We start from the raw sequence: 25,313 nt of genomic DNA, 5'->3' as shown, positions 1-25,313 counted from the left end.
GCCGGGGGCCTTCTCGTCGCGTGCGTCAGCCGGCATCGACGATCATGCCGGCGCCGACGGTACGGTTCGTCGACTCGTCGATGATCACAAAGCCGCCGGTGGTGCGGTTGCGCCGGTACTCGTCGGCGAGCAGCGGAACCGTGGTCCGCAGCCGGACCCGGCCGATCTCGTTGAGCTTCAGCTCACCGGCCGTCTCGTCGCGGTGCAGCGAGTTGATGTCCAGCCGGTAGTGCAGCCCGCGCACGATCGCCCGCGCCGAACGGGTCGTGTGCTTGATCGCGTACCGGCCGCCGACCTGCAACGGCCGGGTCTCGTCCATCCAGCAGATCATCGCCTCGATGTCCTGCACCGGCGTGGGGGCGTTGTTCGGCCGGCAGATCATGTCGCCGCGGGAGATGTCCAGCTCGTCGGTCAGCCGGACCGTCACCGACATCGGCGGGAACGCCTCGTCCACCGGGCCGTCGGCGGTCTCCACCGCGGCGATCCGGCTGGTGAAGCCGGACGGCAGCACCATCACCTCGTCACCGGGCTTGAGCACGCCCGAGGCCACCTGACCGGCGTAACCCCGGTAGTCGGTCACGGTGGTGGACTGCGGCCGGATCACGTACTGCACCGGGAACCGCACGTCGACCAGGTTGCGGTCGGAGGCGATGTGCACCCGCTCCAGGTGGTGCAGCAGCGACGGGCCCTCGTACCAGGGCATGTTCTCCGAGCGGGTGACGATGTTGTCGCCCTGGAGCGCGGAGACCGGCACCACCGTCAGGTCCGGCACGTCGAGCTTCGCGGCGAACGCGGTGAACTCGTCCGCGATCCGCTCGTAGACCCCCTGCGACCAGTCCACCAGGTCCATCTTGTTCACGCACAGGACCAGGTGCGGCACCCGCAGCAGCGAGCAGAGGAACGCGTGCCGGCGGGACTGCTCCACCAGGCCCTTGCGCGCGTCCACCAGGATCAGCGCCAGGTCGGCGGTGGAGGCGCCGGTGACCATGTTCCGGGTGTACTGGATGTGCCCCGGGGTGTCGGCGATGATGAACTTCCGCCGCGGCGTCGCGAAGTAGCGGTACGCCACGTCGATGGTGATGCCCTGCTCCCGCTCGGCACGCAGGCCGTCGGTCAGCAGCGCCAGGTTGGTGTACTCGTCGCCCCGGGCCGCGCTGACCGCCTCGACGGCGGCGAGCTGGTCGCTGAACAGCGACTTGGTGTCGTAGAGCAGACGGCCGATCAGCGTGGACTTGCCGTCGTCGACGCTGCCCGCGGTGGCGAACCGCAGCAGGTCCATCGGCCGGGCGGTCTCGCTCTCGGCCGGGGCCAGGGTCTCGACGCTCATCAGAAGTAGCCCTCTCGCTTGCGGTCCTCCATGGCGGCCTCGCTGACCCGGTCGTCGCCGCGGGTCGCGCCGCGCTCGGTGATCCGCGTGGCGGCCACCTCCTCGATCACCTTCTCCACCGTGTCGGCGTCCGAGCGGACCGCCGCGGTGCAGGAGGCGTCACCCACGGTCCGGTACCGCACCTGGGCGGTGAACAACTGCTCACCGGCGCGGGCCCGGAAGAACTCGTTCACCGCGTAGAGCATGCCGTCGCGCTCGATCACCTCGCGCTCGTGCGAGTAGTAGATCGACGGCAGCGGGATCCGCTCCCGCGCGATGTAGTGCCAGACGTCCAGCTCGGTCCAGTTCGACAGCGGGAACACCCGGATCGACTCGCCCGGGTGGTGCCGGCCGTTGTAGAGCGCCCACAGCTCCGGACGCTGGTTCTTCGGATCCCACTGGCCGAACTCGTCGCGGAAGCTGAACACCCGCTCCTTGGCTCGCGCCTTCTCCTCGTCGCGCCGGGCGCCGCCGAACAGCGCGTCGAAGCGGTGCTTCTCCACCGCTTCCAGCAGCACCGGCGTCTGGATCCGGTTGCGCATGCCGTCGGCGGACTCGCGGACCAGGCCCTTGTTCAGCGCCTCCGGCACACTCGCCACGATGAGCTGCAGGCCCAGCTCGACCACCCGCCGGTCGCGGTAGTCGAGCACCTCGGGGAAGTTGTGCCCGGTGTCCACGTGCATCACCGGGAAGGGGATGTTGGCCGGCGCGAACGCCTTCTGGGCCAACCGGAGCATCACGATCGAATCCTTGCCGCCGGAGAACAGCAGCACCGGCCGTTCCATCTCGGCGACGACCTCGCGCATCACGAAGATGCTCTCCGCCTCGAGCGCGTCGAGGTGCGACACCTGGTACGCGGCAGGGGACGTCATGAAGCGAACTCGATTCGCTCAGATCCGTACATCGGATTCCAGACCTTTCAGGTCGGAGTCGTGAGGAAGAACGCTCAGGTTACCCGGAATGCCGCTGCAACGCTGCAAGCAACCGACTCGCGAGATCCTTGCGGCAGACCAGCAGATCCGGTAGGCGCGGGTCGGCCCCGTTGTATTTCAGCGCAGAACCGTCGATCCGGGAAGCATGCAGACCGGTGGCCGTCGCCACAGCGACCGGAGCGGCCGAATCCCACTCGTACTGACCGCCGGCGTGGATGTACGCGTCGACCTCGCCGGTGACCACGGCGGCGATCTTCGCGCCCGCCGAGCCCATCGGAACCAGATGAGCGCCGACGTCCTCTGCCAGGTCGGTCAGGAAAACCGGCGGACGGCTACGGCTGGCCGCCAACCGGATGACCCGCGCGCCGCCACCGATAGCCGCCTCCACTGTCATCGGCGGGTACGCCGGCGGGTGGTCCGTGCCGAGCACCCGGTGCTGGGCCGGCAGGGCCACCGCGCCCGCCACCAGACCGTGCGGCGCCGACGCGTTACGCGACCAGAGCGCCACGTGCACCGCCCAGTCCGCGCGCCCCTCCTCCGCGTACTCCCGGGTGCCGTCCAGCGGGTCGATGATCCAGACGCGGTCCGCGTTCAGGCGCGACAGCGCCGCGCCGGTCACCTCGGCCGTCCAGGCCAGCCGCGAGCCCTCGTCCTCCTCGGACAGCACCGCGTCCGCCGGCCGCCACTTCGCCAGCTCGGTCCGGATCAGGTCGTGCGACACCTTGTCCCCGGCCGACCGGAGCGCGCCCGCGTCGGCGAAGCCCATCTCCGCGCGCAACGCCGTCAGCGCCTGACCGGCCCGGGACGCCAGCCACCGGGCGAACCCGCCGTCGATCATCGGAGGACTGCCCATGATGCTCCCGTCGCCCGCCCTTCGCTACCGAGGCGCAGACTACCGGCCGCCGGTCAACCCCCGTGGTACAGGTTCTGCGTCGGCTCGACGCCCTTGACGACCACCGACTCCACCACGTCCGCCGCGCGGTCCACCAGGAACTCCAGCTCCTTGCGCTCCGACGGGGAGAAATCCGAGAGTACGTAGTCAGCCGGGTCCTGCCGGCCCGGCGGCCGGCCGATGCCGAACCGCACCCGCACGTAGTCCTTGGTGCCGAGCGACTTCGACATCGAGCGCAGACCGTTGTGCCCGCCCTCGCCGCCGCCGCACTTCACCCGCACCTGCCCGTACGGGATGTCCAACTCGTCGTGCACCGCGATCACGTGCGCCGGCGGGATCTTGTGGAACTGCGCCAGCCCGGCCACCGGACCGCCGGAGAGGTTCATGTACGTCAGCGGCTTGAGCAGCACCAGCTTCGGACCGCCGAACCCCAGCCGCCCCTCGGCGGCCTCGGCCATCGCACGCTTGTGCCGCCCGAACTTCGCGCCCACCCGGGCCGCCAGCAGGTCGGCCACCATGAACCCGACGTTGTGCCTGTTGCCCGCGTACTCCCGGCCGGGGTTGCCCAGGCCGACCACCAGCCACGGTCCCGTCTCGTCCGTCACCCGACGCCCCTTCCCGCTCGCCTGCCCGTCCCGATACGCCGACAGGCGCCCCCGGAAACCGGGGGCGCCTGTCGCACAGCCTTGCGGACCGGTCAGGCCTCGGTCTTCGCCTCGGCCGGGGCCCCCTCGCCCTCGGCGGCCGGAGCGCCCTCGGCACCCTCGGCGGTCTCCTCGCCGGCCTCGGCCTCGGCCTCCTCGGTGGCCTCCTCGACCTCGGGGAGGGTGGCCTCGAGCTGCTCGGCGGTCGGAGCGGCGGTCACCGAGGCGACAGCGGTGTCCTCGTCGGTGGCCAGCTCGACGCCGGACGGCAGTTCGACGTCGGCGGCGGTGATCGTGGTGCCCGGCTCGGCGCCCTCGATCGACGCCTCCAGGTGGTCCGGCACCTTGGTCGCGTCGGCGGTCACCGACAGCGTGTCGTGGTCGTGCACGATCAGGGTGTCCTTCGCGGCCTCACCGGTCAGCTGGACCGGCACCTCGACGGTGACCTTCTCGCCCCGGCGGACCAGCAGCAGGTCCACGTGCTCGAAGGTGTCCTTGATCGGGTCACGCTGGATCGCCTTCGGCAGCGCCAGCACCTGGGCGCCGTTGCTGACCTCGATCGCGAAGAGCTGGTTCGCGCCGCCCTTGCGGATCGCGGCGGCGAACTCCCGCGCCGGCAGCGCGATGTGCTGCGGCTTCTCGCCGTGGCCGTACAGCACGGCGGGCACCATGCCGGCCCGGCGGGTACGACGGGCACCACCCTTGCCGAACTCGGTACGGGGCTCGGCGCTGATCTTTACCTCGGACACGGGGAAACTCCTGATGCTTCGCTGCGGCGGCTTGTCGTCTGGCGGTGCTGGGCGAGGGGCTCGCTGGGGCTAGGGTCATGAACGACCGCCCGGAGCACCGCGTCGATGACGGCGCCTCCGTGCGGTGCTTGTCAGCAGCCCGCCGGGCACCCTCGCCGTGGCAACCGCACCAGTCTACCCGAGGGATTTCCCGGCTCTCCGGCAGTCCCCCATATCACCGCGGAGCCTGCTCCGCAGCACGTCGGCCCGGCCGCCGGAACACCGGCGACCGGACCGGCACTCCTCAGCTCAGGCCACCGAACAGGGTGGTCACCGACCCGTCGTCGAAGACCTCCCGGATCGCCCGGGCCAGGAGCGGGGCGATCGACAGCACGGTGAGCTTGTCCAGCTGCTTCTCCGACGGCAGCGGCAGCGTGTTCGTCACCACGACCTCGCTGATCGGGCTGTTCTTCAGCCGCTCCGTCGCCGGGTCGGACAGCAACGCGTGGGTCGAGGCGACCACGATCTCCGCCGCGCCCTGCTCCTTGAGGATCTCCGCCGCCTTGGTGATCGTGCCACCGGTGTCGATCATGTCGTCCACGATCAGGCACACCCGGCCCTCGACCTCACCGACCACCCGGTTCGCCACCACCTGGTTCGGCTTGAGCGGGTCGCGGGTCTTGTGGATGAACGCCAGCGGGCAGCCGCCCAGCCGGTCGGTCCAGCGCTCCGCCACGCGCACCCGGCCCGAGTCCGGCGCTACCACCGTCATCGGCCGGCCCGCGTACTTGTGCTCCACGTACTCGGCCAGCACGTCCATCGCGAACAGGTGGTCCACCGGGCCGTCGAAGAAGCCCTGGATCTGCGCGGTGTGCAGGTCGACGGTCAGGATCCGGTTCGCGCCGGCGGTCTTCAGCAGGTCGGCGATCAGCCGCGCCGAGATCGGCTCCCGGCCCCGGTGCTTCTTGTCCTGCCGCGCGTACGGGTAGAACGGAAGCACCACGGTGATCCGCTTGGCCGAACCGCGCTTCAGCGCGTCGACCATGATCAGGGTCTCCATGACCCAGGTGTTCACGCCGTGCGTCACGGACTGCACCACGAAGGCGTCCGAGCCACGGACCGAGTCCTTGTACCGGACGAAGATCTCGCCGTTGGCGAAGTCGTACGCGTCGGCCGGCGTCGGCGCGACGCCGAGCACCTCACCGATCTCCTTGGCCAGCTCCGGAAAACCCCTCCCGGAGAAGAGCATCAGGCTCTTGCGGTTTTCGGCGACGATGCTGCCCATGGGCCCGTCTGCTCCCGTATGTCGGTGGTGCCCGGCGGCGGTGGGCCGGGGATGTTCGGTTGCAGTATGCCCCCGGTTCAGCGATCCACCCACGGCCCGGCGATCCCCGTGGAGTCAGTCACCTTCGCTTGCGACGCCGCCCGGCTCCGACGCATCCTCACCGGCCCGCCGCGCCGCCTCCGCGGCCTCCGTACCGGCCCGCTTGCGCAGCACCCAGCCCTCCACGTTGTGCTGCTGGCCACGGGCCACCGCCATCGCACCCGGCGGCACGTCCCCGGTGATCACCGAACCGGCGGCGGTGTACGCGCCGTCGCCCACCCGCACCGGCGCCACGAACATGTTGTCCGCTCCGGTACGGGCGTGACTGCCGATGGTGGTGTGGTGCTTGCGTACCCCGTCGTAGTTGACGAAGACGGTGGCCGCGCCGATGTTGCTGTGGTCGCCGATCGTCGCGTCGCCCACGTACGACAGGTGCGGCACCTTCGAGCCGTCACCGATCGTCGCCTTCTTGGTCTCCACGAAGGTGCCGACCTTCGCCTTGCGGCCCAGCCGCGACTCCGGCCGCAGGTACGCGTACGGGCCGACGCTCGCCTGGGGGCCCACCTCGGCGCCGTGCGCGTGGCTGCGCACGATGCTCGCGCCCGCGCCCACCACCGTGTCCACGAGCGTGGTGTCCGGGCCGACCAGCGCGCCCTCGCCGACCACCGTCGCGCCCTGGAGTTGCGTGTTCTGGTCGATCACCGCGTCGCGTTCCACTGTCACCGTCACGTCGATCCAGGTGGTGTGCGGGTCGAGGATGCTGACCCCGGTACGCATCCAGCCCTCGTTGATCCGATCCCGCAACAGCCGGCGCAGCGCGGCCAGCTCGACCCGGTCGTTGCAGCCCAGCGTCTCCACGTGGTCGGCGGCGCAGTGCACAGCCACCGGCTCCCCGGCGTCGCGCAGCAGCGCGAAGACGTCGGTGAGGTACTCCTCGCCCTGGTCGTTGTCGGTGGAGAGCTTGCCCAGCGCCTCCCGCAGCCGGGCCGCGTCGAACGCGTAGATGCCCGCGTTGATCTCCCGCAGCGCGCGCTGCTGGGGCGTGGCGTCGCGCTCCTCGACGATCTGCTCCAGCCGCCCCTGCACGTCCCGCACGATCCGGCCCAGGCCGGTCGGGTCCGGCACCTCGGCGGCCAGCACCGTCGCCGCCGCGGCGGCCTCCTCGTGCGCCTCCACGAGCGCCTGGACCGTCTCCGGCCGCAGCAGCGGCACGTCCCCGTTGATCACCACGACGGTGCCGGTCGCGTCCGGCACCGCGTCCAGCGCGATACGGACGGCGTGCCCGGTGCCGAGCTGCCGCTCCTGGAGCACCGGGGTGGCGTCCGGGGCGACCTCGGTCAGGTGCTCCCGCACCCGGTCGGCGCCGTGGCCGACCACGACCACGGTGCGGTCCGCGCCGAGCGGGCCGGCGGCGGCCAGCACGTGACCGAGCAGGGTACGGCCGAGCAGCGGGTGCAGCACCTTGGGCAGGGACGACTTCATCCGCTTGCCCTCACCGGCGGCGAGCACGACAACGGTGCGGAGGTGGGGCTGGGACACGACGTGGCTCTCCCGTCGGGACGGTGACAGTCTCGCGGTCATGCTAACCACCCGCGGGAGGGCAAACAGCAGAAGCTCCCGGGAGAGGATTCGAACCCCTATAATCAGGACCAAAACCTGACGTCCTGCCATTAGACGACCCGGGACGGTCGAAAACGGGCAAATAGTATTACGCCCGCCGGCTGCCTACACCTTACCGGTCACGAGGTGGATCTTCATCGCTCATTCCCTTCATGATCCCCCCGATCCTCCAATGGAGACGGGCTCCACCCACGACGGGCACGGTCGGGCATGCCGCGCCTGGCAGGATGGACGGGTGACCGACGTTCCCGGCAACGACCGCGCTCGTCGGCGGCCCGTGCCGGCCAAGCCCTCCCGGGTGCGAATGTCCGCGACGCAGCGGCGCGAGCAGTTGATCTCGATCTCCCGGCAGATCTTCGCCGAGCGCGGCTTCGACGCGACCTCGATCGAGGAGGTGGCGGCGCGCGCCAAGGTCTCCAAGCCGGTGGTCTACGAGCACTTCGGCGGCAAGGAAGGGCTCTACGCGGTGGTGGTGGACCGCGAGGTCCGCGCCTTGCTGGACCGGATCACCACGGCGCTGACCGCGGGCAATCCGCGGGAGCTGCTGGAGCAGGCCGCGCTGACGTTGCTGACGTACATCGAGGAGGAGACCAGCGGCTTCCGGGTGCTGGTCCGGGAGTCGCCGCTGATGTCGGCGACGGGCAACTTCAGCAGCGTGATGAACGACGTGGCGCACCAGGTGGAGCACATCCTGGCGGGCGAGTTCTCCATCCGGGGGTACGACCCGAAGCTGGCGGAGCTCTACTCGCAGGCGCTGGTGGGCATGGTGGCGCTGACCGGCCGCTGGTGGCTGGAGGTTCGCAAGCCACGCAAGGAGGCGGTGGCGACGCACCTGGTGAACCTGGCCTGGAACGGGCTGTCGCACCTGGAGTCGAAGCCGGGGCCGATCGGAAGTTGAGCTACGCCCCCGTGGCGGCTGTCCTGGCGGCCTCGATCGCCGAGGCGAAATCGGGGGCGGCCCCGATCTGGGCGAACAGCACGTTCGCCGCGTTGTAGCAGTCGAACCGCTCGATTCTTCCGTCACGGAGATACCAGAGATCGGCCGTCGGCACGTCGATCCGGTTGCCGGTCGGCGGGATCTCGCCGACCGGGGTGGGGAACCCGCCGAGGTGCGTTCCCTGAATTCGCAGTGCGACGGCGACGACGTCACCGAGTGCGTGCACGTCGAGCAGCTCGCGGTGGACGTCGGGAAAGACCTCGGCGTAGCCCGTCACTGCCTGCGGAATCTCGTCCCCGCGGAAGGTCAGCGAGTTGGGCATGTCGTTGAACGTTCCGTCCTCCGTGAACAGGGCGCGAAAACCCTGCCCGTCGAGGACGCTCCCTTCCGCCAGCCGGTACGCCTCGCGAACGATCTCTTCGTTGCTCTTCATTCTGCCCGTCCTTGATCGTGGTGCCGCTGGAGAAACAGTTCTCATCGATGCGTGCCCCACCACGCTAGCAAGTTTTTGACCGTATGGTCAATAAAGTAGGCTCGATCACGTGCCTCGCCCCCGCAAGTTCCTGGAGAGCGATGTCGTGAGCAGCGCCGGCGAGGTGTTCGCCGTGCACGGCCTCGCCGCCGCGACACTTGACGACCTGGTGCGGGCGACCGGTCTGGGCAAGCAGAGCCTGTACAACGCGTTCGGCGGGAAGCGGGAACTGTTCCTCCGGGCACTGTCCGAGGATCGGGAGGAGGCGACGCGCGCCGTCTCGGAAGCGCTCGGGCACGAAGGCGCCTCGCCGCTGGAACGAATTCGGGGTCACATGCTCCGCATGGCGATCGAGTTCAGCAGCGGCGATCGGCGGGTATCGCTCACCACGCGCGCGCTTGTCGAGTCGACCGGCGAGGACGACGAGCTCTCGACGGTCACCAAGGCCGGCATCGAACAACTCGCCGGGGTCTACGCGCAATGCCTGGAACATGCGCGGGAGAACGGGGATCTCCCGGAGGAAGCGAACGTGCAATCGCTGGCGGTCTACTTCGTCGCCGTCACCCGCGGGATGGAGTTGCTCGGCCGCGCCGGTGTCGGCCGCGGCGTTCTCACCGCTGTCGCACTCGACGCGCTTCGCGCGCTCCACGGTCAGCGGTAGTCATCGAGGCCCCTCGGCGACCGGGTGGTAGCGGCGCTGCCGTTCCTCCTCGGCGTGCTCGGCCGTGCCGACCTTGTCGTAGAGGCCGGTGGCGAGCAGGACCAGCCCGAACAGCAGCGACACGATGACCGTCGACATGGAGAAGTTCAGGAAGTTCGCCGGGGTCTGCAGCACCGACATCATCAGGATGCCGGTGACCAGGAAGACCACGCCGGCGGTGAGGTTCATGTAGTGGCCGAGGTTGTTGCGGCGGGACGCACCGACCAGCAGGACCGCGCCGAAGACCACCGAGACCAGCGAGAAGGCCAGGTTGGTGCGCAGTCCGAGCACCCAGTCGCCGTCCCGGCCGAACAGTCCTTCGCCCCAGGTCAGGAAGACGCCGTAGACGCCGAAGACCAGGATGTAGAGGCCGATGAGCCCGGACAGCACCCGGTAGAGCGGCCGTGCGGGGTGGTTCACCGGGAAGTGCGCCATGATGCCCTCCAGCCCTGTGACTGATTCGGGGCAATTGTCGCCCGGGTCGTCTGCTCGCGTCCGGAGAACACCGAAGGCCCGGCGCACTGCGCCGGGCCTTCGGTACGTGACGGGATCAGAGCACCAGGCGGGCCTTCTGCCAGGCCTCGTGCTCGTCGTCGGAGCCGACCTTGCCGTACATGCCCACCATCAGGAGCACCAGCGACAGGGTCAGGACCACCACGACGGTCATGATCGAGAAGTTGAAGATGTTGGCGTCGGTCTGCAGGAACGCCAGCGCGGCCAGGCCGATCACCATGAGCGTGTAGGCCAGCCACTGGTTGACCGCCACGTCGAGGTTGCGGCCGATCGCGGTGCCGACCAGGATCACGACGCCGACCAGCACCGACAGCAGCGAGAACGCCATGTTGGTGCCCTGGCCGAGGACCTTGGTGTCGTCCTGGGCGACGAAGTCGTTGCCGGCGCTGGCGATGATGCCGAGGCCGCCGAAGACGACGAAGTACAGACCAACGAGCCCGCCGATCGCCCGGTAGATCGGCCGCGCGGGGTGGTTGACGGGGGTGTGGGCCATCTCTGCGTCTCCAAAAGACCGAACGGACGAGGGTTCCACCGGTGATTGTCCCGTACGCCGGTCGGTGACGCCGCACACCCCCCACCTCGGCGGCAGGTCAGCCGCCCGGAAGCTCCTCGGCGACGGCCAGCCAGGTCTCCTCGGTGCGGTCCCGCTCGGCCCGCACCTCCTTGAGCTGGGTGTCCAGCTCGGCGACCCGGGCGTAGTCGGTGGCGTTCGCGGCGAGCTGCTCGTGCAGGCCCGCCTCCTTCTGTTCGAGCTTGGCGATCTGCCGTTCCAGCCGGTTCAGTTCCTTCTTCGCGACGCGTACCTCGGCTGCGGACATGCCCTCGCGGGCCGGCGCCGCCGTGGCCGGGGTGAGGTCGGCGGGCGCCGGGCCGCCGTCCGCGGCGGCGCGCGCCAGGTACTCGTCGACGCCGCCGGGCAGGTGCACCAGCCGGCCGTCACCGAACATGCCGTACGCGACGTCGGTGACCCGCTCGATGAGGTAGCGGTCGTGGCTGGCCACCACGATCGTGCCGGGCCACGAGTCGAGCAGGTCCTCCAGCGCGGCGAGCGTGTCGGTGTCCAGGTCGTTCGTGGGCTCGTCGAGCAGGAGCACGTTCGGTTCCCCGGCGAGCAGCCGCAGCATCTGCAGGCGGCGGCGCTCGCCGCCGGACAGGTCGCTCACCGGGGTCCAGAGCCGCCTGTCGTCGAAGCCGAAGATCTCGGCGAGCTGGGCGGCGCTGATCTCCCGGTCGCCGAACTGCACGCGCCGGGCCACCTCCTCGACGGCTTCCAGCACGCGCAGGTGGCCGGGGAGTTCGGCGAGCTCCTGGGACAGGAACGCGGGCCGGACGGTCTGCCCGGCGGCGAAACGCCCGCCGTCGGGGCCGGTCACCCCGGCCAGCATCCGCAGCAGCGTGGTCTTGCCGGCGCCGTTGCGGCCGAGGATGGCGACCCGGTCGCCGGGGCCGACCTGCCAGGTGGTGTCGTGCAGGATCTCCTTCGGGCCGGCGTGCAGCCGCACGTGTTCGAGGTCGTACACCTGCTTGCCGAGCCGGGCGGTGGCGAGCCGTTGCAGCGACGTGGTGTCGCGGGGTTCCGGCACGTCGGCGATGAGCGCGTTCGCCGCGTCGATGCGGAACTTGGGCTTGGAGGTGCGGGCCGGTGCGCCGCGGCGCAGCCAGGCGATCTCCTTGCGGAGCAGGTTCTGCCGGCGGGCCTCGGTGGCGGCGGCGACGCGTTGCCGCTCGACGCGGGCCAGCGTCCACGCGGCGAAGCCGCCCTCGTACGCCCGGACGGTCTGGTCGGCGACCTCCCAGGTGCTGGTGCAGACGGCGTCGAGGAACCAGCGGTCGTGGGTGACCACGACGAGCGCGCCCTTGCGGGTGACGAGGTGCCGGGCCAGCCAGTCGACGCCGCCGACGTCGAGGTGGTTGGTGGGCTCGTCGAGGACGAGCAGGTCCGCGTCGCGGACCAGCAGCGCGGCGAGCGCCACGCGGCGGCGTTCCCCGCCGGACATCGGGCCGACCGGCGTGTCCAGGCCGAGGTGGGGCATGCCGAGGCCGTCGAGGATCGCGCGCACACCCGCGTCGCCGGCCCACTCGTGCTCGGCGCCCATGCTCTCGCCGAGCCAGGCGGTGCCCAGCACCACGTCCCGCACGGTGAGCTCGGGGGCCAGGTCCAGGCGCTGCGGCAGCCAGGCCACCCGCAGGTCGCGGCGGTGGGTGACGCGGCCGTCGTCGGGCTCCTCGGTGCGGGTGAGCAGCCGCAGCAGCGTCGACTTGCCGGCGCCGTTGAGGCCGACCACACCGACCCGGTCGGCGTCGTCGAGACCGAGCGAGACGTCGGTGAGCAGCGGCCCCGCGGCGCCGTACCCCTTGGACACCCGGTCCAGGTTGACGATGTTGGCCACTGACCCACCCTTCACGACTCAGGCGTCCCGGGGGCCCGGGACGCCTGAGTCAAGGGTACGGGGCGTCAGACCACGCGGGCGCCGGCGACCGGGCCGTGCGCGACGCGGGCCTCCCGGCACACCCCGGCGGCGGTGATCTCGGCGGCGATCCGGACCGCGTCGGCCTCCCCGGTGGCGAGGAAGACGCAGGTGGGACCGGAGCCGGAGACGATGCCGGTCAGCGCGCCGGCCGCCTCGCCCGCCTTGAGCGTCTCGGCCAGCGACGGGCGCATGGTCAGCGCGGCGTCCTGGAGGTCGTTGCCGAGCGTGGCGGCGAGCACCCGCGGGTCACGCTGGCGCAGCGCGGCGAGCAGCGCGTCGGTGCTGCCCAGCGGCGGACCGGCGGCTCCGGCGTCGCGCAGCCGGTCCAGTTCCCGGTACGCGGCCGGGGTGGACAGGCCGCCGTCGGCGATCGCCACCACCCAGTGCCAGGAGGTGGGGCGGGCCAGCACCGGGCTGACCGCCTCGCCCCGGCCGGTGCCGAGCGCGGTGCCCCCGTGGATGAGGAACGGCACGTCGGAGCCGAGGTCGGCGGCGATGCCGGCCAGTTCGTCACGAGACAGCCCGGTGCCCCAGAGCGTGTCGCAGGCGACCAGCGCGGCGGCGGCGTCGGCGCTGCCACCGGCCAGCCCACCGGCCAGCGGGATCTGCTTGCGCAGGTGCAGCCGGGCGTGCGGGGCGACGCCCGCGTAGCCGGCCAGCGCGTGCGCGGCGCGCAGCGCCAGGTTGGTGTCGTCCAGGGCCAGTTCGCCGGCGCCCTCGCCCTCCATGGTGAGGGTGAGCGTGTCGCCGCGACGGGCGGTCAGCTCGTCGTAGATGGAGATCGCGTGGTAGACAGTGTTCAGCTCGTGGTAGCCGTCACGCCGCAGCGGCCCGACCCCGAGATGCAGGTTGACCTTGGCGGGCACCCGCACCTTGACCGGGCCGCTGGACCCGCGCCGCTGCCCGTCCTCGTCCTCCGGTCGCCATGCCTCGGTCACCGGGTGGACTCCACCGGACGTGGGCGGCTGTCGAACGGCTTCGGCACGGTCAGCTCCTCGGCGGGGGGTCGGACAATCGGCGCCAGCCTACTGCTCGGCGGCGAGGGCGTCCGGGGCCGACGCGGCGATGGCGGCGAACTGCTCGACGGTGAGGGACTCGCCGCGCGCGCCCGGGTCGACGCCGGCAGCGGTGAGCGCGGCGGCGGCCCGGTCCGCGCCGCCGGCCCAGCCGGCCAGGGCGGCGCGCAGCGTCTTGCGGCGCTGCGCGAACGCGGCGTCCACGACAGCGAAGACGGCCCGCCGGGGTACGTCCGCCCGGGGCGGCTCACGCCTGGTGAACGCCACCAGGCCGGAGTCGACGTTCGGCACCGGCCAGAACACGTTCGGCGGGACCTTGCCGGCCGCGCGGGAGCGGGCGTACCAGGCGAGTTTGACCGACGGGATGCCGTACACCTTGGAGCCGGGACCGGCGACGAGCCGGTCGGCGACCTCCTTCTGCACCATCACCAGGCCGTGCCGCAGCGTGGGCAGCTCGGCGAGCAGGTGCAGCACGACCGGCACCGCGACGTTGTACGGCAGGTTCGCCACCAGCGCGGTCGGCGCCGGGTCGGCCAGGTCGGCGGCGGTGACCCGCAGCGCGTCGGCCGGGTGGACGGTGAGCCGCTCGGCGGCCGTACCGGCGAAGCGGGCGGCGGTCTTCGGCAGCGCGGCGGCGAGCGCCGGGTCGAGTTCCACAGCGTGCACGTGCGCGGCGACCGGGAGCAGGGCGAGCGTGAGCGAGCCGAGCCCGGGTCCGACCTCCAGGGCCACGTCGTCGGGGGTGAGCCCGGCGGTGGTGACGATCCGGCGCACGGTGTTCGGGTCGTGCACGAAGTTCTGGCCGAGCTTCTTGGTCGGCGTGACGCCGAGGCGCGCGGCGAGTTCCCGGATCTCCGCCGGGCCGAGGAGTCCGGTCACGCCGGGCATCCTCTCACCACGGCCCGAACGCGCGGTCGCCGGTCGCGGAGATGGTGGCGCAGAGTTCGTCCAGGTCGGTGCCGGTGGTCTCGGCGAGGAAGCGGACGGTGAGCGGGATCAGGTACGACGCGTTCGGCCGTCCCCGGTACGGCATCGGGGTCAGGTAGGGCGCGTCGGTCTCCACGAGCATCTGCTCCGGCGGGGTCACGGCGGCGGCCTCACGCAGCGCGGCGGCGCTGCCGAACGTGACGGTGCCGGCGAAGCTGAGCAGGAAGCCGCGCCGGACGCACTCGCGGGCGAAGCCGGCGTCGCCGGAGAAGCAGTGCATGACCACCGTGTCCGGGGCGCCCTCGTCGTCGACGATGCGCAGTACGTCGGCGTGCGCGTCCCGGTCGTGGATGACGAGCGCCTTGCCGTGCCGCTTGGCGATGGCGATGTGCGCCCGGAAGCTCTCCTCCTGCGCGGCCCGGCCCTCGTCGCCGGTACGGAAGAAGTCCATCCCGGTCTCGCCGACGCCCCGGACCCGGTCCCGGCCGGCGAGCGTCTCGATCTGGCGCAGCGCCTCGTCCAGGTCGGCCAGCCGGGGCGCCTCGTTCGGGTGCAGCGCGACGGTGGCGAGCACCGCTGCGTACCGGTCGGCGACGTCGGCGCTCCACCGGGACGAGTCGACGTCCACCCCGACCTGGACGAGCCGGTCCACGCCGGCCCGGGCGGCGACGTCGATCGCGGCGGCCACCGGGTCGTCGTCGGGGGTGCCGCCGGGCGGCGTGCCGAACTCGCCGACGGTGATGTCGAGGTGGGTGTGGCTGTCCAGTACGGGCACGGGCAGCGGCTCGGGGACGGGCGGGAACTCCCCCGCCCGGCGGGCGGCGCGCTGCTTGCGGGTCTCGGTCTGCTCGGTCATCGCGGCCAGCATCACACACCGGCCCGGGGCGGCGTTCCCGGACCGCCACCCGGCCCGGCACGCATAGCCGGGTGCAGGCCGGGAAGGCGGTGGCGTCCGAGAAACCCGCGCGAGGGGGAATCCCGACATGCCTTTCGTCACCGTCGGTACGGAGAACTCCGCACCCATCGACCTGTACTACGAGGATCACGGTTCCGGTCAGCCGATCGTGCTGATCCACGGTTTCCCGTTCAACGGGGCGACCTGGGAGAAGGTGAGCGGCAACCTGCTGAACGCCGGATACCGGGTGATCACGTACGACAGGCGTGGATTCGGCAACTCCGCCCAGCCGGCCATGGGCTACGACTACGACACGTTCGCCGCCGACCTGGACGTGTTGATGACGGAGCTGGACCTGCGCAACGCGATCCTGGTCGGTCACTCGATGGGCACCGGTGAGGTGACCCGCTACCTGGGCGCGTACGGGTCGGACCGGGTGGACCGGGCGGTGCTCATCTCGCCGTTGGCGCCGTACCTGCTGAAGACCGCCGACGATCCGCAGGGCGTGGAGAAGAGCTTGTTCGACGGCTTCCAGCAGGCCATCCTGGCGGACCGGTTCGCCTACCTGACCGCGTTCTGCGACGCGTTCTTCGACTCCGGCGGGAAGCGGGACCGGGCGGTCAGCAACGAGGCGTACCACGCCCACTGGCAGATCGGCACGCAGGCGTCGGCGAAGGGCACCCACGACTCGGTGGACGCCTGGCTCACCGACTTCCGTCCCGACCTGCCGAACATCGACGTGCCGGTGCTGATCATCCAGGGCACCAGGGACGCGGTGCTGCCGTACGCCGCGACCGGCCAGCGGCTGGTGGACATGCTGCCCGACGCCCGGCTGGTCACGCTGCCGGACGCTCCGCACGGCCTCCCGTGGACCCACGCCGGCGAGGTCAACAAGGCGGTGCTGGAGTTCATCGGTCAGCCGAGCATGGCCCGCGCCTGACCTGCGCGCACGACCGCGGCCCGGGAAGACCCCGGGCCGCGGTTCGCGCGTGTTCAGCCGGCCAGGCGGGCCAGCTCCTCCTCGACGATGGACGGGTCGAGCTTGCGGAACACCGGCTTCGGCGCCGCGAGCGGACGGCCCACCTCAAGAGGTACGGACTCCCAGCGCGTCCCGACCGTGTAGTCACCGGTCAGCACCGGGTACGACGGCCCGCCGTCGAGGTCGTCGACCTCCTCGATGACCGGCATCGGCGCGTGCACACCGGTGCCGCCGAGCAGTTCGTGGATCTTCTGGGCGGAGTGCGGCAGGAACGGGGTGAGCAGCGTGTTGGCGTCGCTGACCACCTGGAGCGCGACGTGCAGGATGGTGCCCATACGGGGCTTGTCGTCAGCGCCCTTGAGCTTCCAGGGCGCCTGGTCGGAGAGGTACTTGTTGGCCTCGGCGACGACCTTCATCGCCTCGCCGATGGCCTGCTTCTGCCGGTGCCGGGCGATCAGGTCGCCGACCACTGCGAAACCGGCCTTCGCGGTGTCCAGCAGCGCCTGGTCGGCCTCGGTGAGCCCGGCCGGGTCGACCGGCGGGATCGCGCCGAAGTTCTTCGCCGTCATCGACACCGACCGGTTGACCAGGTTGCCCCAGCCGGCGACCAGCTCGTCGTTGTTGCGGCGCAGGAACTCGGCCCAGGTGAAGTCGGTGTCGTTGCTCTCCGGCCCGGCCACCGCGATGAAGTAGCGCAGCGCGTCGGCGTCGTAGCGCTCCAGGAAGTCCCGGACGTAGATGACCACCTTGCGGGAGGAGGAGAACTTCCGCCCCTCCATGGTCAGGTACTCGCTGGAGACGACCTCGGTGGGCAGGTTGAGCCGGCCCAGTTCGCCCGGCTCGCCGTCGCGGGCGCCCTCGCCGGAGTAGCCGCCGAGCAGCGCCGGCCAGATCACCGAGTGGAAGACGATGTTGTCCTTGCCCATGAAGTAGTAGGAAAGGGCGTCCTTCCCCTCGGCGTCGGCGGACCACCACTTGCGCCACGCCTCCGGGTCGCCGGTGCGGCGGGCCCACTCGATGGACGCGGACAGGTAGCCGATGACCGCGTCGAACCACACGTAGATCCGCTTGTCCGGGCGGTCGCGCCAGTCGTCGAGCGGGATCGGCACACCCCACTCCAGGTCGCGGGTGATGGCTCGGGGCTGGAGGTCGTCGAGCAGGTTGCGGGAGAACCGCAGCACGTTCGGGCGCCAGCCCTCGCGGGTGTCCAGCCACTGCCGCAGCGCGTCGGCCAGGGCGGGCAGATCGAGGAAGAAGTGCTCGGTCTCGACGAACTCCGGCGTCTCCCCGTTGATCTTCGACTTGGGGTCGATCAGGTCGATCGGGTCGAGCTGGTTGCCGCAGTTGTCGCACTGGTCGCCGCGCGCGCTGTCGTAGCCGCAGATCGGGCAGGTGCCCTCGATGTAGCGGTCGGGCAGCGTCCGGCCGGTGGAGGGGGAGATCGCCCCGGTGGTGACCTTCGGGACGATGTAGCCGTTGCGGTACAGGCCGGTGAACAGTTCCTGCACCACCCCGTAGTGGTTGCGCGTGGTGGTGCGGGTGAACAGGTCGTACGACAGGCCCAGCGCTCGCAGGTCCTCGGCGATCACCCGGTTGTAGCGGTCGGCCAGCTCGCGCGGGGTGACCCCCTCCGCGTCGGCCTGCACCTGGATCGGGGTGCCGTGTTCGTCGGTGCCGGAGACCATGAGCACGTCGTGACCGGCCATCCGCATGTACCGGGCGAAGACGTCGGAGGGAACGCCGAATCCGGATACGTGGCCGATGTGGCGCGGGCCGTTGGCGTAGGGCCAGGCGACCGCGGCGAGAACGTGACTCATGAGCAGCAAGCCTAGTGATTGCCGTGGCTGCGCCGCGAACCAATAGGGGTGTGCGCTCCGCCCGTACGTCCGATTTGTTGCCGACACGCGGCGTGAGCTGCCCGACAAGCCCGACATACCGGTGTGCAATGAACATCGTGACCAGCAGACCAGCGGCGCCCGAGCCGTCGGCGGCCGCCGCCCGGCGGGCGCGGCCCGCGCCGCCCGGCGGGCCCGTCGCCCCGCAGCCACGGCTGGACCCGGCGGACCCGCCGGTCGAGGTGGAGCCGACCACCGGGGCGCCGGTGGACGCGGTGCCGAGCCGGGTGCCGGTACGCCAGCCGCGCTGGCAGCGCGCGTCCGCGCCGTCCGGCGGCTGGGCGCCGATCGAGGAGGTGCACTGGGACGGCACGCCGCTGCGCGACGAGCCGCGCCCGGGTCCCGCCCGCCCTCCGGCGCGGCGGGAACGCGCCCGCCCGGTCGTGCCGCCGAGCCCGCCCGCCGGCCTGGCCGTGCTGCTGACGCTGAGCCTGCTCGCCGCGTTCTTCGCCTGGGTGAGCGCGGGACCGCTCTGGCTGGCGGCGGGGCACTCCAGCGGCGGCACCGTGATGGTCACGAAGTGCGTGGGCGGCGGGCTCACCCAGCGCTGCCGGGGCATCTTCTCCGCCGACGGCGACCGGTTCCAGGCCCACGGGGTACGGGTCAGCGGCGTACCGGCCGGCCGCACCGACACCGGCAGCTCGCTGCGCGCGCGGATGACCGGGCCGGGCGGGTCCACCGCCTACGCGGACACCGGCACCGGACGGCACCTGCGCTGGCTGCTGGGGCTGGCGCTGGTGGCCGGCTGCGCCGCCGGCATCGCCAGGTGGACCGGGGCGACCCGGCTCGCGGACGAACGGCAGCGGCGCTGGGCGGTCGGCCTGGCGCTGGCCGGGCCGGCGTTGATCACCGTCGGTTTCCTGGCCGCCGCCTGGTAGGTGCCCGGCGCGTCAGCTGTGCACGACCGCGTACACCTCGCGCCGCCGCAGCCCGTACGCGGTGGCGACCTCGGTGATCGCGTCCCGGCGGGACAGCCCGGCCGCCTCGCGCTCGGCCACCGCGGCGCGCAGCGTCTCGTCGTCCGGCCGGACCGCGGGCGTGGCCGGCGCGCCCGCCACGACGAGCGTGATCTCGCCCCGGGGATCGCCCTCGGCGGCCCACTCGGCCAGCTCGCCGAGCGGCCGGCGGACCACCTCCTCGTACGTCTTGGTCAGCTCGCGGCAGAGCGCGGCGGGCCGGTCGGCGCCGAACGTCTCGGCGAGGTCGGCGAGCGCGCCGGTGATGCGGTGCGGCGCCTCGAAGAACACGAGCGTGCGCTCCTCGGCGGCGAGCGAGCGCAGCCGGGAGCGGCGGGCGCCGGGGGTACGCGGCAGGAAGCCCTCGAAGCAGAACCTGTCGCAGGGCAGCCCGGACAGCGCCAGCGCGGTGGTGACGGCGCTCGGCCCGGGCGCGGCGGTGACCGGCACGCCGGCGTCCAGCGCGGCCCGGACCAGCCGGTAGCCGGGGTCGGAGACGCTCGGCATGCCGCCGTCGGTGACCAGCGCGACCGTGTAGCCGGCGGCGAGCACCTCGGCCAGCTCGGGCGTACGCCGTTCCTCGTTGCCCTCGAAGTACGAGACGATCCGGCCGGGCACCGTCACGTCCAGGTCGCGGGCCAGCCGGGTGAGCCGCCGGGTGTCCTCGGCGGCGACCACGTCGGCGGCGGCCAGCACCTCGCGGAACCGGGCGGACGCGTCGGCCGGGTTGCCGAGCGGCGCGCCGAGCAATACGAGTCGCCCTACCTCGGACATTTCCCCCACGATGTGCGCTCCCTCATCGATGGTCGTACCAATTTCGGAGACGACGGACGCCACCGGGCACCCTCGCAGCCTACGATCGCCGGGTGACGAGTGCGTCGACAGCACAGAGCGCGAACCCGGACCCTTCCACCACCGACCGGGGCGACGGCGCCGGGGGCGGGATCCCCGCCGCCGTGCGGCGCCGGCTCGCCACCGTCGACGACCGCATCGGCCGGGGTCAGGCGTGGCTGGCGACAGGCGTGGTGGTGGCCATCGCGGCGATCCTGCGCTTCGTGGGGCTCAGCTTCCCGCCCGGGAAGGTCTTCGACGAGACCTACTACGCCAAGGACGCGTACGGCCTGATCGACCGCGGTGTCGAGTGGAACTACAAGGACAACGGCCCCTCGTACGTGGTGCATCCACCGCTGGGCAAGTGGATGATCGGCATCGGCGAGTGGGCCTTCGGCTACCAGGACGCGGACAGCCGCGTCTCGGTGCCGGGCCACCTGATGACCACCTCGCCGGAGTTCGGCTGGCGGTTCGGCGCGGCGGTGGCCGGCACGCTGTCGGTGCTGCTGCTGGTCCGCATCGGGCGGCGGATGTTCCGCTCCACGGTGCTGGGCTGCGCGGCCGGTCTGCTGCTCGCGCTCGACGGCTACCACCTGGTGCTGTCCCGCACGGCCATCCTCGACATCTTCCTGCTGCTGCTCGTGCTCGCCGCGTTCGGCGCGCTGGTGCTCGACCGGGACGCCCGGCGACGGCGCTGGGCCCGGGCGCTGGAGGACGGGCTCGACCCGACACAGCCGGGCCGGGCCGGACGGCCGCCGTCGGGCTGGCGGAACTGGCCGTGGTGGCGGCTGGCGGCCGGGGTGCTGCTCGGTTGCGCCTGCTCGGTCAAGTGGAGCGCGCTCTACTTCGTACCGGCGTTCGCGTTGCTGGTGCTGCTGTGGGAGGTGGGGGTACGCCGCTCGTCCGGGGTACGCCGGCCCTGGCGTGACGCCGTGCTCGACGAGCTGCCGTGGCTGGCCGCCGCGGGCGTGCTGATGCTCGTGACCTACATCGCCACGTGGTCGGGCTGGCTGCTCAGCCAGGACGGCTACTACCGCCTGGCGGAGCGCTACCCGAACAACCCGGAGCTGAGCGACACCCCGTTCGTCGGGGCGCTGATCAACCTGTGGGAGTACCACAAGGCCGCGTACGGCTTCCACACCCAGCTCGACGACCCGCACAAGTACCAGTCCTGGCCCTGGCAGTGGCTGCTGCTCGGCCGTCCGGTGGCGTTCCACTGGTCCGGGGACGGCACTTGCGGCGCGCCGAGCTGCGCCTCGGAGGTGCTGCTGCTGGGCACGCCGCTGCTGTGGTGGTCGTTCCTGCCGGCGCTGGCCGCCACCGTCTGGCTCGGCCTGGCCCGGCGGGACTGGCGCGCGGGCGCGATCCTGCTCGGCGCCGCCGCCGGCCTGCTGCCCTGGTTCTGGTTCGCCCTCGACGGGCGGACGATGTTCTCCTTCTACGCCGCTCCGGCGGTGCCGTTCCTGGTGCTCGCCGTGGTCTACGTGCTCGGCGCGATCGCCACCCCGGCACCGGCCACCGGCACGGCGGCGCCACCGGACCCGCAGCAGGTGCACGACCGGCGGCTGGTGGGCGGGATCATCGCGGGCGCGTACGTGTTACTCGTGGCGCTCTGCTTCGCCTACTTCTACCCGATCTTCGTGGGCCGGGTGCTGCCGTACGCGGACTGGTCGGCGCGGATGTGGCTGGACGGCCGCTGGATCTGACGCGGGGCGGCGGGCGCACAGAAAAGCGCGCCCCCATCGCCTGCCACGGGGGAAGCGGGCGATTGGGGCGCGCAAGACAGAGCTTAGCCACACTCCGGCAACGGCACAACGGGTCCGGGGCGGCCAGATTTCCGACGAGTGCACCACCGGCCGAAAGGGTTACATGGTGCAGCTGACGGCGGTCGCCGCGACCGGGCATGACGGTCCGGCGAGGCCGGAATGCGGCCCCGCCGGGCACCTCCGACCCGAATGATCCTCCAAAGTGGATCTCACTACACTTCGCCCCGTGATCAACAAGAGACGATCGACGGCCGTCCTCATCGGACTGCTGGCGGCGGCCGCGCTGATCGGGCCGAGCCCCGCCGGGGCCGACGACGACAAGACCACCGAACCCGTCGCCGAACCACCGAAGGTCGAGCTGGTCCTGGATGTCAGCGGGTCGATGCGGGCCCGCGACATCGACGGGCGCAGCCGGATCTCCGTCGCCCAGCAGGCGTTCAACGAGGTGGTCGACGCCCTGCCGGACGAGACACAGCTCGGCATCCGGGTGCTCGGCGCCACCTACAAGGGCAAGGACAAGAAGCAGGGCTGCCTGGACACCCAGCAGATCGTGCCGGTCGGCCCGGTGGACCGTACGCAGGCCAAGGCCGCCGTCGCCGGATTGCGTCCGACCGGTTTCACACCGGTCGGACTGGCGCTACGCTCCGCCGCGCAGGACCTGGGCACCGGCAGCACCGCCCGCCGGATCGTGCTGATCACCGACGGCGAGGACACCTGCGCCCCGCCCGACCCCTGCGAGGTGGCCCGCGAGCTGGCCGCCCAGGGCACCCGGCTGGTGGTCGACACGCTCGGCCTGGCGCCGGACGAGAAGGTACGCCGGCAGTTGCTCTGCATCGCCGGCGCGACCGGCGGCACCTACACGGCCGCGCAGAGCGCCGACGAGCTGACCGGCCGGATCAAGCAGCTCGTCGACCGCGCCCGGGACACGTACACCGCCGCCCCGGCGGTGGTGGGTGGCGGCACGGCCTGCGAGGGCGCCCCGCTGCTCGCCCCCGGCGTCTACAGCGACCGGGAGGTTTTCTCCGAGCACCGCTGGTACCGGGTGCCGGTGCGGCCCGGGCAGGAGCTGCGCGCCTCGGTGAGCGTCGCGCTGGACCGGCCGGTCAACCCGGACTACGGCGTGCTGCTACGCGCCACCGCGCCGGACGGGCGGGAACTGGTCCGAGGCGTCGATGCCGGCAGCGGCCGTACCGACGTGGTCTCCGCCGGGCTGCGCTGGTCGGCCGCCGAAGAGGAGGAGGACGGCCCGAGCGCCGAGCCGACGCCGGGCGCGGAGCAGGCGGTACGGACCGTCTGCCTGGTGGTCAGCAACTCGTTCGCGGCCAGGCCCGGCACCCAGGCCCGGCCCGGGATGCCGGTGGAGCTGACGGTGGACGTGGTGGCCGCCTCCCCCGCGCCGGACGGGCCGGACCTCGGCCGTGGCTGGGTGCTGCTGCTCCTGCTCACGCTGGCCGGACTGCTCACCGGGCTGGTCGCCGGGCTGCTCACCCGCTGGTGGGTGCACACGTGGAGGACGAACTGAGCATGCGTACGCTGATCCGCGCCGCGGCGGCCACGACCGCCGTGGGGCTCGCCCTCACCCCGGCGGCGGCCCTGGCCGCGCCCAGCCCGTCACCGGGCGCGACCACTGTGACGAAGGCCGGCACCTCGTTCCTCACCGCCACCACCGTCAGCGCCGGGCAGCCGGTGCGGGTGGGCGCGTCGACGGGCGACCACCTGTACTGGTCGTTCCGCGCCGACGCCGGGCAGGTGCACGAGATCACCGCCACCGTCACGTTCCCGAAGCCACGGAGCGGCGTGTCCACCTGGACCGTCGAGGTCTTCGACGGGCTGCGCCGCCGGCAGGCGTGTACGGCGGGCGCGCAGACCCCCACCGCCGGCGCCTCGGCGACGAGCGTCGCGCTGGGCTGCACGCTGCGCCGGGTACGGCCGTGGGCCGAGCCCTGGTCGGGCGACCCGCTGCCCGGCACCTACTACGTCCGGCTCTCCGTCACCGAGCTGCCCGAACCCGAGCTCGGTCTGCCGATCGAGGTGGAGATGCTCGTCGGCGCCACCGACGAGGGCGGCGCGTCGGGCGACGACGGCGAGCTGGCCGCGCCACTGGTGCCGAACACCAAGGCCGGCACGGTGCTGGCCGCCGAGCCGACGCCCGAGCCGGTGGCCGACGAGGAGGACTTCGACCTGACCGGCTGGCTCCCCGACGCGGGATCGCGCTGGGTGTGGACCAGCGTGGGCGGCGTCCTCGCCGCCGTGGCCGGCGTGATCGGCTTCGGCCTCACCCGGCGGCCCCGCCGGCCCTGAGAACCGCAACCTCCGAGGACCGCAGCCGGTGGCCGCCGCGAACCCGACGCGGCGGCCACCGGCCGCGCTCACGCCTCAGCGGTACGCGGACCGCGCGGCACCCAGCCGATGAACCGGTCCTGGAGCGCGGTGACCGGCACGGAGCGCAGATCCTGCGTCGCCGCGGCCAGGCAGGATCCGAGATAGACGCTGAGCGACGCCCGGTCCACCTTGTACTCGCGCAGCAGGTGGTGACGTTTCGTGGCGCAGGGCCAGTCGTCACCGCACGAGCCGCAGGTCCAGTCGGGGGTCACCGGCACGTGCTCGCCTCCGGCACTCCCCGAAGTCTCCGCGCCAGGCGTCATCGGCCGCTCCTTCCGAGTCAGGAATGGTGGTGATGGACCGCTTACCTCCCCGCGACGTTCCTTCAGCGCCGCGCCACGCCCAAGCGTTACGGTACGTTCACCGCGTGTCCCCGTCATCCACCTCTCGTGCGTGACCTGCTTCCGGCCTCGGTCGCCGTAGCGGTGGCCGGCCCGGCCGACTGGTCCGGTGAGCTGCTTCCTGCCGAACTGGCCACACTGGGTGAGCGTGTGGTGCCCGGCCGTCGCCGCGACTTCACCGCCGGGCGGCTCTGCGCCCGGCGGGCGCTCGCCGCGCTCGGCCGGCCCGCCACGCCGGTGCCCGCCGGCGCCGACCGGGCCCCGATCTGGCCGGCCGGCGTCGTCGGCGCGATCACCCACACCAGCGACTACTGCGCGGCCGCCGTCGCCCGGGCCGCCGACGTGCGCGCCGTCGGTATCGACGCCGAGCGCTACCGGCCGCTCTCCCCGGGGGTACGCCGGAAGGTGTGCCGCCCCGACGAGGAGGTGGAGCTGGCCCGGCTGCCGGCCGGCACGCACTGGCCGACCGTGGTGTTCAGCGCGAAGGAGACCGTCTACAAGATCTGGCACCCGCTCGTGGGCACGTGGCTGGGCTTCGCCGACGCACAAGTCGTCATCGATCCGGAGGCGGGCACGTTCCACGCCGAGATCGCGCCGGCCCGGCTCGCCGCCGCACCGGTGCCCGATCCGCCGTCGGCGGTGACCGGACGGTTCGTCGTGGACGACGACCTGGTCCGTACCGCCGCCGTCCTGCCACATCGATGAGGCCCTGTTGGCCGACTTGCC

24 protein-coding genes, 1 tRNA gene and 1 pseudogene are annotated in these 25,313 nt (G+C 72.1%); 8 read left to right on the top strand and 18 right to left on the bottom strand.

Translation table 11 applies throughout. From position 1 onward, the window contains the following. Positions 1-25 precede the first annotated feature (25 nt). The 8 genes and pseudogenes from ACFYON_RS12940 to ACFYON_RS12905 form a co-directional block, all read right to left on the bottom strand. The gene (locus tag ACFYON_RS12940; protein ID WP_354864694.1) at positions 26-1,327 is read right to left on the bottom strand and encodes a GTP-binding protein; all 1,302 of its coding nucleotides are present in this window, start codon (positions 1,325-1,327) and stop codon (positions 26-28) included. Then, positions 1,327-2,238 carry a sulfate adenylyltransferase subunit CysD gene (gene cysD, locus ACFYON_RS12935; protein ID WP_354864692.1) on the bottom strand — a complete coding sequence of 304 codons (912 nt, stop codon included), beginning with the start codon at positions 2,236-2,238 and terminating at the stop codon, positions 1,327-1,329. The genes ACFYON_RS12940 and cysD overlap by 1 nt, the downstream gene beginning before the upstream one ends. 79 nt (positions 2,239-2,317) lie before the next feature. After that, the gene (locus ACFYON_RS12930) at positions 2,318-3,151 is read right to left on the bottom strand and encodes an inositol monophosphatase family protein (RefSeq protein WP_354864690.1); all 834 of its coding nucleotides are present in this window, start codon (positions 3,149-3,151) and stop codon (positions 2,318-2,320) included. Positions 3,152-3,204: 53 nt separating this feature from the next. Next, positions 3,205-3,795: an aminoacyl-tRNA hydrolase gene (gene pth / locus ACFYON_RS12925; protein WP_354864688.1), complete on the bottom strand. Its 591-nt coding sequence runs from the start codon at positions 3,793-3,795 to the stop codon at positions 3,205-3,207. 92 nt (positions 3,796-3,887) lie between these two features. Beyond that, entirely contained in the window at positions 3,888-4,583 is a 696-nt protein-coding gene (locus tag ACFYON_RS12920) for a 50S ribosomal protein L25/general stress protein Ctc (protein ID WP_354864686.1), read from the bottom strand. 283 nt (positions 4,584-4,866) lie between these two features. Then, positions 4,867-5,847 (bottom strand): ribose-phosphate diphosphokinase, encoded by a 981-nt coding sequence (locus tag ACFYON_RS12915; protein WP_354864684.1) that lies wholly within the window; start codon positions 5,845-5,847, stop codon positions 4,867-4,869. 54 nt (positions 5,848-5,901) lie between these two features. Further along, positions 5,902-7,467, bottom strand: a pseudogene (gene glmU, locus ACFYON_RS12910) (bifunctional UDP-N-acetylglucosamine diphosphorylase/glucosamine-1-phosphate N-acetyltransferase GlmU); the annotation flags it as partial. Positions 7,468-7,500: 33 nt separating this feature from the next. Then, positions 7,501-7,571: transfer RNA gene (locus ACFYON_RS12905), tRNA-Gln, on the bottom strand. A gap of 170 nt (positions 7,572-7,741) precedes the next feature. Here ACFYON_RS12905 and ACFYON_RS12900 point away from each other — a divergent pair. Next, the gene (locus tag ACFYON_RS12900) at positions 7,742-8,404 is read left to right on the top strand and encodes a TetR family transcriptional regulator (protein ID WP_387320757.1); all 663 of its coding nucleotides are present in this window, start codon (positions 7,742-7,744) and stop codon (positions 8,402-8,404) included. Position 8,405: 1 nt separating this feature from the next. Here ACFYON_RS12900 and ACFYON_RS12895 read toward each other — a convergent pair whose 3' ends face one another. Then, complete coding sequence (locus ACFYON_RS12895; RefSeq protein WP_355093505.1) at positions 8,406-8,876, bottom strand: nuclear transport factor 2 family protein; 471 nt, start codon at positions 8,874-8,876, stop codon at positions 8,406-8,408. 109 nt (positions 8,877-8,985) lie between these two features. On the opposite strand from ACFYON_RS12895, the gene ACFYON_RS12890 reads away from it, so the two are divergent. Then, positions 8,986-9,576: a TetR/AcrR family transcriptional regulator gene (locus tag ACFYON_RS12890; protein ID WP_354864676.1), complete on the top strand. Its 591-nt coding sequence runs from the start codon at positions 8,986-8,988 to the stop codon at positions 9,574-9,576. Here ACFYON_RS12890 and ACFYON_RS12885 read toward each other — a convergent pair whose 3' ends face one another. From ACFYON_RS12885 to ACFYON_RS12860, 6 genes are all read right to left on the bottom strand, one after another. Then, positions 9,577-10,050: a DUF4383 domain-containing protein gene (locus tag ACFYON_RS12885; protein WP_354864674.1), complete on the bottom strand. Its 474-nt coding sequence runs from the start codon at positions 10,048-10,050 to the stop codon at positions 9,577-9,579. A gap of 115 nt (positions 10,051-10,165) precedes the next feature. Continuing rightward, positions 10,166-10,621, bottom strand: a complete 456-nt coding sequence (locus ACFYON_RS12880; protein ID WP_354864672.1) for a DUF4383 domain-containing protein — start codon at positions 10,619-10,621, stop codon at positions 10,166-10,168. A 97-nt stretch (positions 10,622-10,718) separates the two neighbouring features. After that, positions 10,719-12,518 (bottom strand): ABC-F family ATP-binding cassette domain-containing protein, encoded by a 1,800-nt coding sequence (locus ACFYON_RS12875; RefSeq protein WP_354864670.1) that lies wholly within the window; start codon positions 12,516-12,518, stop codon positions 10,719-10,721. Positions 12,519-12,583: 65 nt separating this feature from the next. After that, a complete protein-coding gene (locus tag ACFYON_RS12870; RefSeq protein ID WP_387188884.1) occupies positions 12,584-13,537 on the bottom strand; it encodes a 4-(cytidine 5'-diphospho)-2-C-methyl-D-erythritol kinase in 954 nt (317 codons plus the stop codon). A gap of 87 nt (positions 13,538-13,624) precedes the next feature. Then, entirely contained in the window at positions 13,625-14,494 is an 870-nt protein-coding gene (rsmA, locus tag ACFYON_RS12865; RefSeq protein WP_355093501.1) for a 16S rRNA (adenine(1518)-N(6)/adenine(1519)-N(6))-dimethyltransferase RsmA, read from the bottom strand. A gap of 13 nt (positions 14,495-14,507) precedes the next feature. After that, positions 14,508-15,410 (bottom strand): TatD family hydrolase, encoded by a 903-nt coding sequence (locus tag ACFYON_RS12860; protein ID WP_355093499.1) that lies wholly within the window; start codon positions 15,408-15,410, stop codon positions 14,508-14,510. A gap of 115 nt (positions 15,411-15,525) precedes the next feature. Here ACFYON_RS12860 and ACFYON_RS12855 point away from each other — a divergent pair, with 115 nt between their 5' ends. Continuing rightward, positions 15,526-16,377, top strand: coding sequence for an alpha/beta hydrolase (locus tag ACFYON_RS12855; protein ID WP_355093497.1), 852 nt, complete (start codon positions 15,526-15,528; stop codon positions 16,375-16,377). Positions 16,378-16,430: 53 nt separating this feature from the next. On the opposite strand, the gene metG is transcribed toward ACFYON_RS12855, so the two are convergent. Next, positions 16,431-18,233, bottom strand: a complete 1,803-nt coding sequence (gene metG / locus ACFYON_RS12850; RefSeq protein WP_387320754.1) for a methionine--tRNA ligase — start codon at positions 18,231-18,233, stop codon at positions 16,431-16,433. 128 nt (positions 18,234-18,361) lie between these two features. Here metG and ACFYON_RS12845 point away from each other — a divergent pair, with 128 nt between their 5' ends. After that, positions 18,362-19,189: a hypothetical protein gene (locus ACFYON_RS12845; protein WP_387188880.1), complete on the top strand. Its 828-nt coding sequence runs from the start codon at positions 18,362-18,364 to the stop codon at positions 19,187-19,189. A gap of 12 nt (positions 19,190-19,201) precedes the next feature. On the opposite strand, the gene rsmI is transcribed toward ACFYON_RS12845, so the two are convergent. Further along, positions 19,202-20,041: a 16S rRNA (cytidine(1402)-2'-O)-methyltransferase gene (gene rsmI / locus ACFYON_RS12840; protein ID WP_387187209.1), complete on the bottom strand. Its 840-nt coding sequence runs from the start codon at positions 20,039-20,041 to the stop codon at positions 19,202-19,204. Positions 20,042-20,133: 92 nt separating this feature from the next. Here rsmI and ACFYON_RS12835 point away from each other — a divergent pair, with 92 nt between their 5' ends. From ACFYON_RS12835 to ACFYON_RS12825, 3 genes are all read left to right on the top strand, one after another. Next, positions 20,134-21,804 (top strand): phospholipid carrier-dependent glycosyltransferase, encoded by a 1,671-nt coding sequence (locus ACFYON_RS12835; protein WP_354864655.1) that lies wholly within the window; start codon positions 20,134-20,136, stop codon positions 21,802-21,804. A 286-nt stretch (positions 21,805-22,090) separates the two neighbouring features. After that, positions 22,091-23,386: a VWA domain-containing protein gene (locus tag ACFYON_RS12830; RefSeq protein WP_354864653.1), complete on the top strand. Its 1,296-nt coding sequence runs from the start codon at positions 22,091-22,093 to the stop codon at positions 23,384-23,386. A gap of 2 nt (positions 23,387-23,388) precedes the next feature. Continuing rightward, positions 23,389-24,165, top strand: coding sequence for a peptidase (locus ACFYON_RS12825; protein ID WP_354865256.1), 777 nt, complete (start codon positions 23,389-23,391; stop codon positions 24,163-24,165). A gap of 68 nt (positions 24,166-24,233) precedes the next feature. Here ACFYON_RS12825 and ACFYON_RS12820 read toward each other — a convergent pair whose 3' ends face one another. After that, the gene (locus ACFYON_RS12820) at positions 24,234-24,509 is read right to left on the bottom strand and encodes a hypothetical protein (protein WP_354864652.1); all 276 of its coding nucleotides are present in this window, start codon (positions 24,507-24,509) and stop codon (positions 24,234-24,236) included. A 126-nt stretch (positions 24,510-24,635) separates the two neighbouring features. Between ACFYON_RS12820 and ACFYON_RS12815 the strand changes: the two genes are divergently transcribed. Next, positions 24,636-25,292, top strand: coding sequence for a 4'-phosphopantetheinyl transferase superfamily protein (locus ACFYON_RS12815; protein ID WP_355093495.1), 657 nt, complete (start codon positions 24,636-24,638; stop codon positions 25,290-25,292). Positions 25,293-25,313 lie beyond the last annotated feature (21 nt).

The organism is Micromonospora sp. NPDC005686, assembly GCF_042871665.1.
Taxonomy (GTDB): domain Bacteria; phylum Actinomycetota; class Actinomycetes; order Mycobacteriales; family Micromonosporaceae; genus Micromonospora.
Note: the sequence above shows the minus strand (reverse complement) of the source record. Positions and strands in the feature narration are given on the sequence as shown.

Coding starts and splice junctions, on each gene's coding strand:
- ACFYON_RS12940 (WP_354864694.1), bottom strand. CDS start 1,327: ATGAGCGTCGAGACCCTGGCCCCGGCCGAGAGCGAGACCGCCCGGCCG.
- cysD (WP_354864692.1), bottom strand. CDS start 2,238: ATGACGTCCCCTGCCGCGTACCAGGTGTCGCACCTCGACGCGCTCGAG.
- ACFYON_RS12930 (WP_354864690.1), bottom strand. CDS start 3,151: ATGGGCAGTCCTCCGATGATCGACGGCGGGTTCGCCCGGTGGCTGGCG.
- ACFYON_RS12915 (WP_354864684.1), bottom strand. CDS start 5,847: ATGGGCAGCATCGTCGCCGAAAACCGCAAGAGCCTGATGCTCTTCTCC.
- ACFYON_RS12895 (WP_355093505.1), bottom strand. CDS start 8,876: ATGAAGAGCAACGAAGAGATCGTTCGCGAGGCGTACCGGCTGGCGGAA.
- ACFYON_RS12885 (WP_354864674.1), bottom strand. CDS start 10,050: ATGGCGCACTTCCCGGTGAACCACCCCGCACGGCCGCTCTACCGGGTG.
- ACFYON_RS12880 (WP_354864672.1), bottom strand. CDS start 10,621: ATGGCCCACACCCCCGTCAACCACCCCGCGCGGCCGATCTACCGGGCG.
- ACFYON_RS12860 (WP_355093499.1), bottom strand. CDS start 15,410: ATGCTGGCCGCGATGACCGAGCAGACCGAGACCCGCAAGCAGCGCGCC.
- ACFYON_RS12855 (WP_355093497.1), top strand. CDS start 15,526: ATGCCTTTCGTCACCGTCGGTACGGAGAACTCCGCACCCATCGACCTG.
- metG (WP_387320754.1), bottom strand. CDS start 18,233: ATGAGTCACGTTCTCGCCGCGGTCGCCTGGCCCTACGCCAACGGCCCG.
- ACFYON_RS12845 (WP_387188880.1), top strand. CDS start 18,362: ATGAACATCGTGACCAGCAGACCAGCGGCGCCCGAGCCGTCGGCGGCC.
- rsmI (WP_387187209.1), bottom strand. CDS start 20,041: ATGTCCGAGGTAGGGCGACTCGTATTGCTCGGCGCGCCGCTCGGCAAC.
- ACFYON_RS12825 (WP_354865256.1), top strand. CDS start 23,389: ATGCGTACGCTGATCCGCGCCGCGGCGGCCACGACCGCCGTGGGGCTC.
- ACFYON_RS12820 (WP_354864652.1), bottom strand. CDS start 24,509: ATGACGCCTGGCGCGGAGACTTCGGGGAGTGCCGGAGGCGAGCACGTG.